Annotated in this window: 13 protein-coding genes; 6 read left to right on the forward strand and 7 right to left on the reverse strand. The window is 74.0% G+C overall.

Translation table 11 applies throughout. The features are described 5' to 3' along the window. Positions 1 to 301: 301 nt before the first annotated feature. Positions 302 to 643, forward strand: a complete 342-nt coding sequence (locus HHX37_RS28610; RefSeq protein ID WP_182887470.1) for an MmcQ/YjbR family DNA-binding protein — start codon at positions 302 to 304, stop codon at positions 641 to 643. 30 nt (positions 644 to 673) lie between these two features. On the opposite strand, the gene HHX37_RS28615 is transcribed toward HHX37_RS28610, so the two are convergent. Beyond that, positions 674 to 1,453 (reverse strand): SDR family NAD(P)-dependent oxidoreductase, encoded by a 780-nt coding sequence (locus HHX37_RS28615; protein ID WP_182887471.1) that lies wholly within the window; start codon positions 1,451 to 1,453, stop codon positions 674 to 676. Positions 1,454 to 1,538: 85 nt separating this feature from the next. Between HHX37_RS28615 and HHX37_RS28620 the strand changes: the two genes are divergently transcribed. Beyond that, entirely contained in the window at positions 1,539 to 2,390 is an 852-nt protein-coding gene (locus HHX37_RS28620) for a helix-turn-helix transcriptional regulator (protein WP_182887472.1), read from the forward strand. Between the two features lie 148 nt (positions 2,391 to 2,538). Beyond that, a complete protein-coding gene (gene metE / locus HHX37_RS28625) occupies positions 2,539 to 4,818 on the forward strand; it encodes a 5-methyltetrahydropteroyltriglutamate--homocysteine S-methyltransferase (RefSeq protein ID WP_182887473.1) in 2,280 nt (759 codons plus the stop codon). A gap of 52 nt (positions 4,819 to 4,870) precedes the next feature. On the opposite strand, the gene HHX37_RS28630 is transcribed toward metE, so the two are convergent. Together HHX37_RS28630 and HHX37_RS28635 are read right to left on the reverse strand one after the other, a co-directional pair. Beyond that, positions 4,871 to 5,545: a response regulator gene (locus HHX37_RS28630; protein ID WP_182887474.1), complete on the reverse strand. Its 675-nt coding sequence runs from the start codon at positions 5,543 to 5,545 to the stop codon at positions 4,871 to 4,873. Continuing rightward, positions 5,542 to 6,717 carry a sensor histidine kinase gene (locus HHX37_RS28635; protein ID WP_182887475.1) on the reverse strand — a complete coding sequence of 392 codons (1,176 nt, stop codon included), beginning with the start codon at positions 6,715 to 6,717 and terminating at the stop codon, positions 5,542 to 5,544. The genes HHX37_RS28630 and HHX37_RS28635 overlap by 4 nt, the downstream gene beginning before the upstream one ends. Positions 6,718 to 6,863: 146 nt before the next feature. On the opposite strand from HHX37_RS28635, the gene HHX37_RS28640 reads away from it, so the two are divergent. Further along, on the forward strand, positions 6,864 to 7,916 hold the full coding sequence (locus tag HHX37_RS28640) for a carboxymuconolactone decarboxylase family protein (RefSeq protein ID WP_310738272.1): 1,053 nt from the start codon (positions 6,864 to 6,866) through the stop codon (positions 7,914 to 7,916). Positions 7,917 to 7,923: 7 nt separating this feature from the next. On the opposite strand, the gene HHX37_RS28645 is transcribed toward HHX37_RS28640, so the two are convergent. Genes HHX37_RS28645 through HHX37_RS28655 form a run of 3 tightly spaced genes read right to left on the reverse strand, consistent with a single transcriptional unit; the run spans position 7,924 to position 11,302 of the window. Further along, entirely contained in the window at positions 7,924 to 8,718 is a 795-nt protein-coding gene (locus HHX37_RS28645) for a PhzF family phenazine biosynthesis protein (RefSeq protein WP_182882646.1), read from the reverse strand. A 38-nt stretch (positions 8,719 to 8,756) separates the two neighbouring features. Then, complete coding sequence (locus tag HHX37_RS28650; RefSeq protein WP_182887476.1) at positions 8,757 to 9,863, reverse strand: acetate/propionate family kinase; 1,107 nt, start codon at positions 9,861 to 9,863, stop codon at positions 8,757 to 8,759. 38 nt (positions 9,864 to 9,901) lie between these two features. Next, the gene (locus tag HHX37_RS28655) at positions 9,902 to 11,302 is read right to left on the reverse strand and encodes an endo-1,4-beta-xylanase (protein WP_310740572.1); all 1,401 of its coding nucleotides are present in this window, start codon (positions 11,300 to 11,302) and stop codon (positions 9,902 to 9,904) included. 185 nt (positions 11,303 to 11,487) lie between these two features. Between HHX37_RS28655 and HHX37_RS28660 the strand changes: the two genes are divergently transcribed. Together HHX37_RS28660 and HHX37_RS28665 are read left to right on the forward strand one after the other, a co-directional pair. Beyond that, positions 11,488 to 12,057 (forward strand): CGNR zinc finger domain-containing protein, encoded by a 570-nt coding sequence (locus tag HHX37_RS28660; protein WP_182877680.1) that lies wholly within the window; start codon positions 11,488 to 11,490, stop codon positions 12,055 to 12,057. 90 nt (positions 12,058 to 12,147) lie between these two features. Continuing rightward, the gene (locus tag HHX37_RS28665) at positions 12,148 to 12,906 is read left to right on the forward strand and encodes an SDR family NAD(P)-dependent oxidoreductase (RefSeq protein ID WP_182887478.1); all 759 of its coding nucleotides are present in this window, start codon (positions 12,148 to 12,150) and stop codon (positions 12,904 to 12,906) included. A 29-nt stretch (positions 12,907 to 12,935) separates the two neighbouring features. Here the strand turns inward: HHX37_RS28665 and HHX37_RS28670 are convergent, their stop codons facing one another. Continuing rightward, positions 12,936 to 13,631, reverse strand: a complete 696-nt coding sequence (locus HHX37_RS28670; protein WP_244302242.1) for a PP2C family protein-serine/threonine phosphatase — start codon at positions 13,629 to 13,631, stop codon at positions 12,936 to 12,938. Positions 13,632 to 13,705: the final 74 nt, after the last annotated feature.

Genomic DNA, 13,705 nt, shown 5'->3' on the forward strand with positions numbered 1-13,705 from the left:
CCGGCGCCCCCACCGTCGGTCTCAAGGGCCAGGAACTCCTCGTCTCCACCGCCGACTCCGCCACCGAGATCGGCACCTCCAAGGTCAACGCCGACCTCGCCCTGCGCACCCCCGTCGACGTCGCCGCTGGCGAATACCACTCCACCCTCACCCTCTCCCTCTTCAACCAGTCCTGATCCGTCTCGGAACCGGAGAGAGAAGCACGTGCCCCGCGACGCGCGTCGCGGGGCACCTCGCTGCCGGGTGGCCGGAATGTCGGTGGCGGCGGCTACCTTCGTCGGCGACGGAAGGAGAGCATCCGATGGTCACAGCCGACGACGTCCGGCAGGTCGCGCGGGCACTGCCGCGCACCGAGGAGGCACTGGTCCGCGACCACGTGAAGTTCCGGGTCAGGGGCATCGTGTACGCCTCCGTGTCCCCGGACGAGACCCTGATGGGCTTCGGGTTCCCCAAGGAGGAACGGGCGGCCCTCGTGGCCGCCGAGCCGGAGAAGTTCCTCATGCCCCTGCCCTCGGACGAGCGCTACCAGTGGGTCCGGGTCCGGCTGGCGGCCATCGACGTGGCCGAGATGCGGGAGCTCGTCACCGACGCCTGGCGGATGGTCGTCCCCAAGAAGGTGTCCGCCGCGTACGACTCGCTCTGACCCCTGTTCCGCGCTGACCCCCGGCTCCGCTCAGACCCGGGCGCCGCCGTCGACCCGGAGCACGGCGCCGGTCACGAAGGAGGAGCGGTCGCTCAGCAGCCAGGCGGCCGCCTCGGCGATCTCGGCCGGGTCGGCCCCGCGGCGCAGCGGGGTCTGCGCCGTGAGCCGCTCCTGGAGCCCGGGGGACTCGGCCTCCCAGGCGCGGATCATCTCGGTGAGCGTGTTGCCGGGAGCGATCGCGTTGACCCGGATGCCCTCGGGGCCGTAGGTGACGGCGGCCGACTCGGTAAGGCTGTTGACCGCCCGCTTCATCGCGGCGTAGGCCGGGAGTTCCGGGTTGCCTCCCCAGCTCCCGACGGACGAGTTGTTGACGATGGCGCCCGTGCCGGCCGTGGCCCGGATCGCCGCCACCTCGGCGGTCATGGCCAGCCAGACGCTCTTCAGGTTCACTGTGTAGACGTGGTCGAAGTCGGCCTCCGGCATCCGGTCCATCGGGCCGGGTTGCTGGATGGTCGCCCCGTTGTTGAAGGCGACGTCGAGCCGGCCGTACAGGTCCACGGCGCGGTTCACGGCGGCGCGCACGCCGGCGGCGTCGGCCAGGTCGCACACCACGTGGTCCGCGGTGCCGCCCGCCGCCCGGATCTCCTCGGTCACCGTCTTGAGCTGGGCCTCCGTCCGGGCCGCGAGCAGCACGCGGGCGCCCTCCCGGGCGAACAGCCGCGCCGCCGCGGCTCCGATTCCGCGTCCGCCGCCGCTGACGAAGGCGACCTTGCCGGCCAGCAGGCCCGCACCGGTACGTGTGTTGTCCATGGCGAAGAGCCTGCGCCGGTGGGCGCGGCCCATCCAGGCACCGGCGGTACCTGGATCGCCTCCGCGCGCCCGGCACACTGGAGGTATGGACCGACGAGAACTGGCCGCCTTCCTGCGCAGCAGGCGCGAGCGGATCAGCCCGGCCGACGTGGGACTGCCCGCCGGGACCAGGCGGCGCACCCCGGGCCTGCGCCGTGAGGAGGCGGCGCAACTGGCGTTCATCTCGACCGAGTACTACACCCGGCTGGAGCAGGCCCGCGGTCCGCGCCCGTCCCGTGAGGTGCTGGCCGGGCTGGCCCGGGCGCTGCGCCTGTCGGACGCCGAACGCGCCCATCTCCACCACCTCGCCGGCGCCCCGGCCGCCCCGCCGCCGGGGCCCCCGCGGGAGGTGCGGCAGAGCATCCTGGACCTGCTCCGGAGACTGCCGCAGTCCGCCGCGTTCGTGACCTCCGCGACGCTTGAGGTGCTCGCGTGGAACGAGCTGGCGGCCGCCCTGATGGAGGACTTCTCGGCGCTGCCGCGGCGCGACCGCAACCTGGTGCGCCGCGTGTTCCTCGGGCCGCACCAAGGGGGACGGCGGCTGTACGGAGTCTCCGACGCCGACGCGTTCGCCCGCCACGCGGCCCGGCGGCTGCGCGCCGCCGCCGCCCGCTACCCCGGCGCGCCGGAGGTGACCGGGCTGGTGGACGAGCTCCTCGCGGGAAGCCCGGAGTTCGCCCGCCTGTGGGCGTCCCACGAGGTGGAGGGCCCGCCGACGCTGTGCAAGACCTTCCGGCATCCGATGGTCGGCCCGGTCACCGTCAGCTGCGACGCCCTCGACATCGCCGACCGCGACCAGCAGGTGGTGATCTACACCGCCGTCCCCGGCTCGCCGTCCGAGGAGGCGCTGCGGCTGCTGTCGGTCATCGGCACCCAGCGGATGGACGCCCCTCGCTGAGCCGCGCCGTTCACGCCGGCTTATCGATGCCCACGGCCGTTCAGGACGACCCCGAGATGATCCATAAGCGTGGGTGATGAATCCGGCGCGGCGGAACCGGGCGAGGGGAGGATGCGGGGCGTCCTGTTCGACGGAGCGAGGAGCCGTGATGACGTCGTCTTTTCCCGCATCGCCTTTTCCGGAATCGACCGTGCTGGGGTATCCGAGGATCGGGCCCGATCGGGAGCTGAAGCGGGCGCTGGAGGCGTACTGGGAGGGCCGTTCGGACCGCGCGGCCCTGGAGGAGGTGGCGCGGCGGCTGCGGGAGGACACCTGGCGGCGGCTGGCGGAGCTGGGTCTGGGCGGGTCGCCGTCGAACACCTTCTCCTACTACGACCACGTTCTCGACACGGCCGTGCTGCTGGGCGCGGTGCCCGAGCGCTACCGGCACGACGACGACCTGACCGCCTACTTCGCGATGGCCCGCGGCGCCGAGGGGCTGCCCCCGCTGCGGATGACCAAGTGGTTCGACACCAACTACCACTACATCGTGCCCGAGATCGGCCCGGAGACGGTCTTCTCCCTCGACGCCGCCAAGCCGCTCTCGGAGGTCCGCGAGGCTCGCGCGCTGGGCCTGGAGACGCGGCCGGTGCTGGTCGGGCCGGTGACGTTCCTCCTGCTGTCGCAGGCGGCGGCGGGAAGCCCGGACGGCTTCGCGCCGCTCGACCGGCTGGACGACGTGGTCGAGGTGTACGGGCGCCTGCTGGGCGCGCTCGCCGCGGAGGGCGTCGGGTGGGTGCAGCTCGACGAGCCCGCGCTGGTCGCCGACCGGACTCCCGCCGAACTCGCCGCGGTCGAGGCGGCGTACGGCCGGCTCGGCGGGCTGGCGGAACGGCCCGCGCTTCTGGTCGCCGCCTACTTCGGGGACCTCGGCGAGGCGCTGCCCGTGCTGGCGCGGACGCCGGTCGAGGCCGTGGCCCTGGATCTCGTCCGGGGCGCGCCCGGTGACCTGGGTCTCCTGGCCGGCAAGACGGTCGTCGCCGGTGTCGTGTCGGGCCGGGACGTGTGGCGCACCGACCGGGACCAGGCACTGGCCACGCTGCACGCCGTACGGGAGCGGGCGGGACAGGTCGTGGTCGCCACCTCGTGCTCGCTCCTGCACGTGCCGTACGACGTGGAGCGGGAGATTGGCCTCGATCCCGACCTGCGGGGCCGGCTGGCGTTCGCCGAGCAGAAGGTCGCCGAGGTGGTCGAGCTGGCGCACCTGCTCGTCGAGGGGTCCGGCGCCGACGTCCCCCGCCTCTCCGCGCCGCAGGCGCGGCCCTCCACGTCCGGGGCCCGGGTGACAGAGACCCGGGCGCCGGAGGGAGGCCGGGCGCCCTACGCCGTACGGGCGGCGGCGCAGGCCGAGCGCCTGAAGCTGCCGCTCCTCCCGGTCACCACGATCGGCTCGTTCCCCCAGACGGGGGAGCTGCGCCGGGCCAGGGCTGCGCTGGCGGCCGGGGAGATCGGCGAGGCGGCGTACGAGGACATGGTCCGCGCCGAGATCGAGCACGTCATCGCGGTGCAGGAGCGGCTGGGGCTGGACGTCCTCGTGCACGGCGAGCCCGAACGCAACGACATGGTGCAGTACTTCGCCGAGCATCTCGACGGCTTCGCGGTCACCCGGCACGGCTGGGTCCAGTCGTACGGCTCGCGCTGCACCCGGCCGCCCATCCTGCACGGCGACGTGCGGCGGCCGGAGCCGATGACGGTGCGCTGGGCGCGGTACGCGCAGTCGCTGACGAGCAGGCCGGTCAAGGGCATGCTCACCGGCCCGGTCACGATCGTGGCGTGGTCGTTCGTCCGCGACGACCTGCCGCTGCGCGACGTGGTTCTCCAGGTGGCCGACGCCGTCCGCGAGGAGGTGCGCGACCTGGAGGAGGCGGGCATCGGGGTGATCCAGGTCGACGAGCCGGCCCTGCGCGAACTGCTGCCGCTGCGCCGGGCCGGGCAGGCCGCCTACCTGGAGTGGGCCGTCGCGGCCTACCGCAGGGCGACCTCCGGCGCCGGCGATCACACCCAGATCCACACGCACCTGTGCTATTCGGACGCCGACCAGATCCTCGCCGCGATCGACGCCCTCGACGCGGACGTGACCAGTGTCGAATCGGCCCGCTCACGTGGCCGGGTGCTCGCCGTGATGGCCAGTGGGGTCGCCGGTGGGGACGGCCGCGGCTTCGGCCGGGGGCTCGGCCCCGGGGTCTACGACATCCACTCGCCGCGCGTGCCCGGCGCCGACGAGGTGGAGCGGCTCCTGGAGGAGGCCCTGCGGGTGGTGCCCGCCGACCGGCTGTGGGTCAACCCCGACTGCGGCCTGAAGACCCGGTCGCACGAGCAGGTCGAGGCCGCGCTCGCCAACGTGGCCGAGGCCGCGGCCCGCCTCCGCGAGCGGCACACCCCTCGGTAGCGGCACACCCCTCGGTAGCGGCACACCTCGGTAGCGGCACGGCCGAGGCCGTTCACCGCGGTGAGGCGGGACGCCGGGGCGAGACCAGGCCGGACTCGTAGGCGAAGACGACGAGCTGGGCGCGGTCGCGCGCGCCCAGCTTGGTCATCGCCCTGCTCACGTGGGTCTTCGCGGTGAAGGGGCTGATCACCATGTGGGCGGCGATCTCCTCGTTGGTGAGGCCGCGGGCGACCAGGGCGACGACCTCCCGCTCCCGGTTGGTGAGCGCGTCCAGGGTGGCCGCCGGCGCGGCGTCCGGCGGGCGGGAGACGTACTCGCTGATCAGCGTCCGGGTGACGGCGGGGGAGAGCAGGGCGTCGCCCCGCGCGGCGACCCTGAGGGCCTGGAGAAGCTCCACCGGATCGGTGTCCTTGAGCAGGAATCCGCTCGCGCCCGCCCGCAGCGCGTCGAAGACGTACCGGTCGAGGCCGTAGTTCGTGAGGATCACCACCCGGGTGGGGGCCAGCCGGGGATCGGCGGCGATCCGCCGGGTCGTCTCGATGCCGTCCATCACGGGCATCTGGATGTCGACGAGGGCGACGTCGGGCACGTGCCGCTCGGCCAGAGCCAGGCCCTGGGCGCCGTCGCCCGCCTCGCCGACCACCTCCACGCCGTCCTCGGCGTCGAGCAGAGCCCGGAAGCCCGCCCGGATGAGCGCCTGGTCGTCCAGCAGCAGCACCCTGATCACGCCGCTCCCTCCCGCAGGGGAAGCTCGGCGTGGACGCGGAAGCCGCCCCCCGCTCCCGGGCCGGCCTGGATGTGCCCGCCGAGCGCGGACACCCGCTCGCGCATGCCGGTGAGTCCCACCCCCGGCTCATGCGCCGCGTCCGTGGCGCCGGTCCCGCCCCGGCCGTCGTCCTCGACGCGTACGACGAGGGCGTCCGGCTGGTAGCCGACGTGTACGGAGGCCGACGCGGGCCCCGCGTGCCGGGCGACGTTGGTGAGCGCCTCCTGCACGATCCGGTAGGCGGCGAGATCCACCTCCGGCGGCAGGCGGCGGGGTGTGCCGGTGACCGCCAGCGTGGCGGGCACGCCCGCTGACCGGGCCCGCTCGACCAGCTCGCCGATCCGTCCGGCGCGGTCCTCCTCGCCGCCGTCCTCCTCGCCGGGCTCGCGCAGCACCTCCAGCGTCGCGCGCAGCTCCCGCATGGCGTCCGCGCTCGCGTCCTGGATCGCCAGCAGCGCGGCCGGCACCTCCTCGCCCCGCTTGCGCGCCAGGTGGACGGCCACGCCCGCCTGCACCTTGATGATCGAGATGCTGTGGGTAAGCGAGTCGTGCAGCTCCCTGGCGATGCGCAGCCGCTCCTCACCCGCCCGGCGCAGCGCGACCTCCTCGCGGGTGCGCTCCGCCTCGGCGGCCCGCTGCTCGGCCTGGCGCAGGTACGCCCGGCGCTGCCGCGACACGATGCCCGCCACGTTGGCGGCGACGAACCAGCCGACCAGCAGACCGGTCCGGTCCAGGACCTCGCGCGGGGTCCGCGTGCCGAGGTCGGCCAGCTCCGCCAGCAGGGCGCCGCCGAGGTAGACCGCGCTCGCCGACAGCGCCCACACACGCCGCCCGGCACTCGCCGCCGAGTAGACGGTGATCAGGACGGGCAACGTGGGCGCGGTCTCCGGATGCACCACCTGGGCGTAGCCGAACATGCAGGCCGTCGCGACGGCCATCGCCGCGACTGGCGCGGCCCGCCGCGCGGTCACGGCGGCGCACCCGCCCACCAGGAGCAGATAACCGATCACCCCCACCCGCGCCGGGCTGTTCGGGGCGCCGGGGATCAGGGTGCCGGCCACGAGCAGCGCCGCCAGGACGGCCGCCGCCGCCCCGTCCTCGGCGTACGGCCGCAGGCCGCGATCACGCTCCATGTCCCGAAGCGTAAACCGCGTCCGGTTCGTCCGCCTCCTCCCGGCGGACCCTTCGGGCGCTACTCCCGCTGGAGTATGCCGGGCCGCGTTCACTTGCCGGGGGAGCGGCCCGCGGACTCTCCCGCCGTACGACGACTGGGAGGGCCGTGACCGGCAGGATCGGCGCCGGACAGTTCAATCCCAGGGAGGCCGATATGCCGACGCCGTACCGCTATGTGACCCCCGTGCCCGTGGAGGCGGCCACCGGGCGGGTGGCGGAGGTCTACCACCAGATCGCCCGCGACTTCGGTATGACCCGGATGCCGCTCTTCCTGACGTTGTCGCCGGCGCCGGACGTGCTGGCCGCCACCTGGGCGCTGCTGCGCGAGTCGCTGCTCGTGGGCGAGGCGCCCAGGGCGGCCAAGGAGGTCGTCGCCGCCGGGGTGTCGCTGGCCAACGAATGTCCCTTCTGCGTGGACGCGCACACCATGCTCCTGCACGCGACCGGCGAGCACCGGCTGGCCGAGACGCTCGCGCGAGGCGAACGGCCGCCGGATCCGGAGCACGCGCGGTTGTTCGACTGGGCCACCGGCACGACCGGCGGCGGGCGCACGCCGCCGTGCCCTCCGGAGCAGGCCGCCGAGCACATCGGCACCGCGCTCGCGTTCCACTTCATCAACCGCATGGTGTCGTCCCTGCTCACCGCCGACCTCCTGCCGGCCGGTCTGCAGCGGTCCCGGCTGGTGCGCCGCCTGGGCGGCGGAGCCCTGTCCAGAGCGGTGCGCCGGAGGCTGCCGCGCGGGGAGGCGCTGCCCCTGCTGCGCGGGCTGCCGGCGTACCGGGATCCCGGCTGGGCCGCGGGCGCCCCGATGGGCGCCGCATTCGCCGCACTGCTGGCCTGCGCGGGAGAAGGGGCCGCCCTGCTGGACGACGAGGCGGTGGAGGCGGTCCTGGAGGCCGTCGCCGTCTGGGACGGCGGGCATCCTCCGCTGTCCGGGTGGCCGGCCGGGCCGCTCGCGGACGTCGCCCCCGCACGGCGCCCGGCCGCCCGGCTCGCGCTGCTCGCCGCCCTCGCGCCGTACCGGGTGACCGACGCGGACGTCGCCGCGTGGCGGGAGGCCGGGCGCGGCCGGTCCGACGCCGACCTCGTACGGCTGCTGGCGTTCGGGGCGATCTCCGCCGTCGAGCGGGTCGAGGCGGGGGTCGCCGCCAGGGCCTAGACCCGGCCTAGACCTCCAGTTCGCCCGACCAGATGGTCACGGCGTGGCCGGCGAGTTCGACGCGGTCACCCTGCGGGGTCGTGCGCACGGTGGTGCGCACGGTCCCGCCGCGCTCCGACACCTGCTCGCCGACGAGCGCGTCCCGGCCCAGCCTGGCCGACCAGTACGGCGCGAGCACGCAGTGGGCCGAGCCGGTGACGGGGTCCTCCGGCACGCCCGCCCGCGGGGCGAAGAACCGTGACACGTAGTCGGCGGAGGTGCCCTCGCCGGAGGCCGTCACGATGACGCCGCGGGCCTCCACCCCGATCAGTCGCTCCATGTCCGGGTGCACGGCCCGCACGTCAGCGACGGACCCGACCTCGACCAGGAGGTCGAACTCGCTGCGCCCGGTCCACACCGGAGTGACGCCGAGGGCCTCGACGAGGCCGTCCGGCGGCGGGCCGGGCGTGGCCGGCTTCGCCGGGAAGTCCATCGCGATCAGGCCGTCACCGGTCTGCTCGGTGGCGAGCACCCCGCTCCTCGTGGCGAACTCCAGTCGCCCGGACTCGCCCAGGGAGTAAAGGACGTGCGCGGCCGCGAGGGTCGCGTGCCCGCACAGCGCGACCTCGACGGCCGGGGTGAACCAGCGCAGCGAGCGCGGCCCGTCGTCCTGCGGCAGCACGAAGGCCGTCTCCGAGTGGCGCATCTCGGCGGCGACGGCCTGCATCCACTCGTCCGGCACGGTGTCGTCGAGGAGGCAGACCGCCGCCGGGTTGCCCCGGAACGGCCGGTCGGTGAAGGAGTCAACGGTGAAGACGCGCATGCCGGCTGATTCTACGGTCGCCCCCCGCGGTCAGGCGGTCAGGTGGGGTGGCCGAGGGCGGCGAGGGTCTCCCTGGCGACCTGAAGCTCCTCGCGCGGCCGTACGACGAGGACCGGCACCCGGGCGCCCTCCGGGCTGACGACGCCGTCCCGGTCCACGGCGCCGACGGCGGGAGGCGCCACGCCGAGCGGCGACAGCCTCCGGCACACCGCCTCACGCACCTCGGGCTGGTCCCAGCCGATCTCGCCGGTGAACACGAGCGCGTCGAGCCGGTCCAGGGCGGCGGTCGAGGCGGCGATCTCGCGGCTCACCCGGTGAGCGAACACGTCGAGCGCCAGCGCGGCGGCCGGAGCGCCCGACGCGACGAGGTCGCGGGTGTCCCCGGACAGGCCGTCGGAGAGCCCGAGCAGCCCGGACGAGTGCTCCAGCCCGTCGCGCAGCTCCTCCAGCGTGAGCCGCGATCCGGACAGCAGCCACAGGAGCATGCCGGGATCGACGCTGCCCGACCGTTTGCTCATCGGCACCCCCTCCAGGGGCGTGAACCCCATGGAGGTGTCCACGCTCCGCCCAGCCCGTACGGCGGACACCGAGCATCCGCCGCCGAGATGCGTTACGACGAGCCGCATGTCCTCGCGCCGGAGCAGCTCCGCCGCCCGCCGGGTCGCCCAGGCGTACGACAGCCCGTGGAAGCCGTACCGGCGCAGGCCCCAGCGGCGCCGCCACTCGGCGGGCAGCGCGTAGGTGGCGGCGGCGTCGGGCAGTTCCGCGTGGAAGGCGGTGTCGGGGCAGAGCACGTGGGGCACGGACGGCAGCACCCGCCGGGCCGCCTCGGCCAGGGCGAGCGCGGGCGGCACGTGCAGCGGCGCGAGGTCGGCGTAGCCGCGCACCGCCTCCACCACCGCGTCGTCGGCGATCGTGGGCGCGCGCACGGCCTCCCCGCCGTGCACGAGCCGATGACCGACCGCGGTGACCTCCGCACCGGTGCCGGACAGGGCACCGGACAGGAAGTCCGACAGCGTGCGTTCCGCGGCGGCGGGGTCGGGACTCTGTTCGCTGTGCTCGCCGCGCAGCACCCGGCCCTCCCGCACGAGGTGCAGCTGGAGGCTGGAGGAGCCGGCGTTGACCGTGAGCACGACCGGTGTCATGGCGATCCGTCTCCCCGGCGTCCCGCCCCGCAAACACGTCAGGCCGGCCGGCAGGTGACCGTGGGCCAGGTCCGGTTTCCGTTGTGCCTGATCGACACGCCCCACGTGTCGCCGTGACCGTCGGGCCGGGCCGTCATGACGCTCCGGGCGGAGTTCACGGTGGTGGCGGCGTTCCAGGCCGAGACGAACCTCTCCGGGTACGGCAGGGTCATGGTCACGATCCAGTCGTCCGAACCTGTGACGGTGACGACAAGGTCGTACCGGTCGAACCACTTCGGACCCGCCTTGAGGGCCGCGGTGCAACTCCCGGCGGGCGGCGTCGGGCTCGGGCTCACCGGCGGGGTGGGGCTCGGCGAGGGGTCGGTGCCGGCGGCGTTGAGGGCGTCCAGCACGGCGGTGTACGCGGGCTTCTTGCCGCCGTTGCCGTCGAAGAGCAGCGGGGTGTCCATGCTCCGCCAGGAGTCGGGGTCGCGGACGCCCCACACGGTGATGCCGGCGCAGCGGGGGATCGCCAGGCAGTCGTTCACCACGTTGGCGTACGTCGTGGCCGGTGCGCCCTGGATGTCCAGCTCGGTGATCTGGACGTCGACGCCGAGCGCGGCGAAGTTCCGCAGCGTGGTGCGGAAGTCGGCGCTGTACGGGGTGAGGCTGTTGAAGTGGGCCTGGAAGCCGACGCAGTCGATGGGCACGCCGCGGGACGTGAAGTCCTTGACCATGTTGTAGACGCCCTGCGTCTTCGCCCAGGACCAGTTCTCGATGTTGTAGTCGTTGTAGCAGAGCTTGGCGGCCGGGTCGGCGGCCCGCGCGGTGCGGAACGCCACCTCGATCCAGTCGTCGCCGGTCCGCTGCCAGTTGGAGTCGCGCCGCCCGCCGGTGCTGTCGGAGAAGGCCTCGTTGACCACGTCCCAGGCGTAGATCTTGCCCTTGTAGTGGGACATCACTCCGTTGATGTGGTCGATCATCGCCTGGCGGAGCGCGCTGCCGGTGAGGCTCTGCAACCACGAGGGCTCCGCGGCGTGCCAGACCAGGGTGTGGCCGCGGACCCGCTTGCCGTTCTGCACGGCCCAGTCGAAGATCCGGTCGGCGGCGGTGAAGACGAACTGGCCCTGCCGGGGCTCGGTGGCGTCGAGCTTCATCTCGTTCTCGGGCGTCACCATGTCGAACTCGCGGCCGGCGATCGTGGTGTACGCCGAATCGCCGAGCTTGCTCGCACTGATCGCGGTGCCGAAGTAACGCCCGCTGCGGGCGGCCGCCGTGCCCAGGGTCGTGCCGGGGGGCGGAGCCGTGCTGGGGCTCGCGACGGGCGCCGAACCGGCGGCGTTCGCGCCGGTCGTCCCCACGACCGCGATACCCAAGGAGAGCGCCGCGACCACGCCCGCGACGAGCGCGCGGCGCACGCCGGGGGCCGCTGATGGTGCCAGGACACTGGGACGTTTCACGGTGGTACGTCCTTCCTCTGGGATCCTGAGCCATGACCAGGTGCGGCGACGCCGCGAGCCGAAGGCCGAATGTTTCGGATTTTTATCGAAATATTGCGATTGGACAAGCCGTGGACCGCGTCGGGTCATCTGTAACTGTCATGTAGGATTTAGCCAGTCACGTACTGGAATGTGAAGGCGTAACCGTGAACTTCAACAGTCACACCGACGCCGTGGTGGTCATCGCCGTCGGTCTGGTGAACGCGCTGACGGCGGGCGAGGCGCGGGGGCGTCCGTACGAGCCGCCCGCGGACGGGGCGCGGGCCGAGGTCGTCGCCGAGATCCTCGACGCCGGCCGCGGCGGGGCAGTCAAGATCGGCGAGGCGGAGGCCGGTGCGCTGGCGGAGACCGCGCGGGCGCTGCGCGGCGTGTTCGAGGCGGTGTCGCGCGGGGACGTCGACACGGCGGCGCTCACGGTCAACCGCCTGCTGGCCGAGACCGACGCCCGGCCGCACCTCGACCGGCACGACGGCGAGCCCTGGCACCTGCACTTCCACGGCGCGGGCGGCACTCTCGCGGGCAACTACGCGGCCGGCTGCGCGACGGGCCTCGCCGTCGTGCTGGGCAGCGAGCTGCACGACCGGCTTGGCGTGTGCACCGCGCCGCACTGCGACCGGGTGTACGTGGACACCTCCCGCAACGGCACCCGCCGCTTCTGTTCGACCGCCTGCCAGAACCGGGTCAAGACCGCCGCCTTCCGCGCCCGGGGCGCCTGACGCCCTGGTGACGGGCCCTGGTGATGGGCCCGAGTGACAGGTCCGATCGCCGCCGGATCCGCCCGCCGCCCTTCCGGCAGGCTCGACGCCATGAACGAGACGAACGACATCAACGACATGCGCGGCAGGGCGGCCCTGGTCACCGGGGGTGGCCGGGGCATCGGCGCGGCGGTCGTGCTGAAGCTGGCCGAGCGCGGCGCCGACGTGGCGCTGACCTATGAGCGGGACGAGGACAGCGCGGCGCGGGTGGCCGAGAAGGTCAGGGGGATGGGCCGGCGGGCGCTGGCCATCAGGGCCGACGTCGGCGACGCGGCGGCGGCCGGAGCGGCCGTGGACGAGGCCGCCGCGGCGTTCGGCAGGCTCGACGTCCTCGTCAACAACGCGGCGGTCTTCCCCGTCGCGCCGATCGAGGACCTCGGGCCGGAGGAGGTGGACCGTACGCTCGCGGTCAACGTGCGGGGGCCGTTCCTGGCCGCGCGGGCGGCGGCGGGCCACATGACCGAGGGCGGCCGCATCGTCAGCATCGGGAGCAACGTCGCCGAGCGGACGCCCTTCCCCGGGTTCGCCCTGTACGCGCTGAGCAAGACGGCGCTGATCGGGATGACCAAGGGGCTCGCGCGTGACCTCGGGCCGCGCGGCATCACGGTCAACCTCGTCAACCCCGGCCCGACCGACACCGCCCTGAACCCGGCGGACGGCCCGATGGCGGACACGATCCGGGGGCTGACGGCCCTCGGCCGCTACGCGGCGCCGGCGGAGATCGCCGAGATGGTCGCCCACCTCGCGGGCGACGGCGGCCGGTACGTCACCGGCGCGACGATCGACGTCGACGGCGGCTGGACCGTCTGACGGACGTCGCGAGCGGTGTCCGGACGGTCTCAGGCCTCGGCGGGCTCGACGTCGGCGACCACGCAGGAGATGTTGTCGGGGCCGCCGCCCTCGTTGGCCAGTTCGATCAGCCGGTCGACCGCCTCACGGGGGTCGGCGACCGTGCTGAGGACGTTGTGCAGCGCCTCCGCTTCGAGGACGGCGGTCAGGCCGTCGGAGCACAGCAGGTAACGGTCGCCCGGATACGCCTCCCGCAGCGACAGGTCGGGCTCGGCCAGGCCGCTCGTCTCCAGCGCCCGCAGCAGCAGGGACCGCCGGGGGTGACGGGCGGCCTGGTCAGGGCTCATCCGCCCGTCGTCCACCAGCGACTGCACCAGGGTGTGGTCCCGCGTGATCTGGTAGAGGGCGCCGTCCCGCAGCATGTACGCCCGGGAGTCGCCGACGTGGGCCAGGGCGAACCTCCCCTCGCCGTCCCACAGCATGGCCGTGACGGTCGTGCCCATCCGTTCAAGCGTGGGGTCCTGCGCGGCGAGATCGCCCAGGCGCTGCCCGGCCTCGCGCACGGCGTCCGCCAGGGCGGCGACCGGGTCGCCGGGGGCGGGATCGTCCTCCAGGCGGGCCAGTTCGGAGATGACGGCGGCGCTGGCGACCTCACCGTGTCCGTGACCGCCCATTCCGTCGGCGATGGCGAGCAGGCGCTCGCCCGCGTGCACCGAGTCCTCGTTCTTGGCACGCGAGCGTCCCACGTCCGACCCCGCGGCATACCGAATGCGGCTGTGCGTCATGGTTTTGAGTAAACCATTGGTTGAGTCACTTCACA

Origin of the sequence: Microbispora sp. H10885, assembly GCF_014161415.1 — a bacterium.
In the GTDB taxonomy this organism is placed as follows: domain Bacteria; phylum Actinomycetota; class Actinomycetes; order Streptosporangiales; family Streptosporangiaceae; genus Microbispora; species Microbispora triticiradicis.

Excerpts from the sequence above, each read along its gene's own strand:
- HHX37_RS28610 (WP_182887470.1), top strand. The coding sequence starts at position 302 with ATGGTCACAGCCGACGACGTCCGGCAGGTCGCGCGGGCACTGCCGCGC.
- HHX37_RS28615 (WP_182887471.1), bottom strand. The coding sequence starts at position 1,453 with ATGGACAACACACGTACCGGTGCGGGCCTGCTGGCCGGCAAGGTCGCC.
- HHX37_RS28620 (WP_182887472.1), top strand. The coding sequence starts at position 1,539 with ATGGACCGACGAGAACTGGCCGCCTTCCTGCGCAGCAGGCGCGAGCGG.
- metE (WP_182887473.1), top strand. The coding sequence starts at position 2,539 with ATGACGTCGTCTTTTCCCGCATCGCCTTTTCCGGAATCGACCGTGCTG.
- HHX37_RS28635 (WP_182887475.1), bottom strand. The coding sequence starts at position 6,717 with ATGGAGCGTGATCGCGGCCTGCGGCCGTACGCCGAGGACGGGGCGGCG.
- HHX37_RS28645 (WP_182882646.1), bottom strand. The coding sequence starts at position 8,718 with ATGCGCGTCTTCACCGTTGACTCCTTCACCGACCGGCCGTTCCGGGGC.
- HHX37_RS28650 (WP_182887476.1), bottom strand. The coding sequence starts at position 9,863 with ATGACACCGGTCGTGCTCACGGTCAACGCCGGCTCCTCCAGCCTCCAG.
- HHX37_RS28665 (WP_182887478.1), top strand. The coding sequence starts at position 12,148 with ATGAACGAGACGAACGACATCAACGACATGCGCGGCAGGGCGGCCCTG.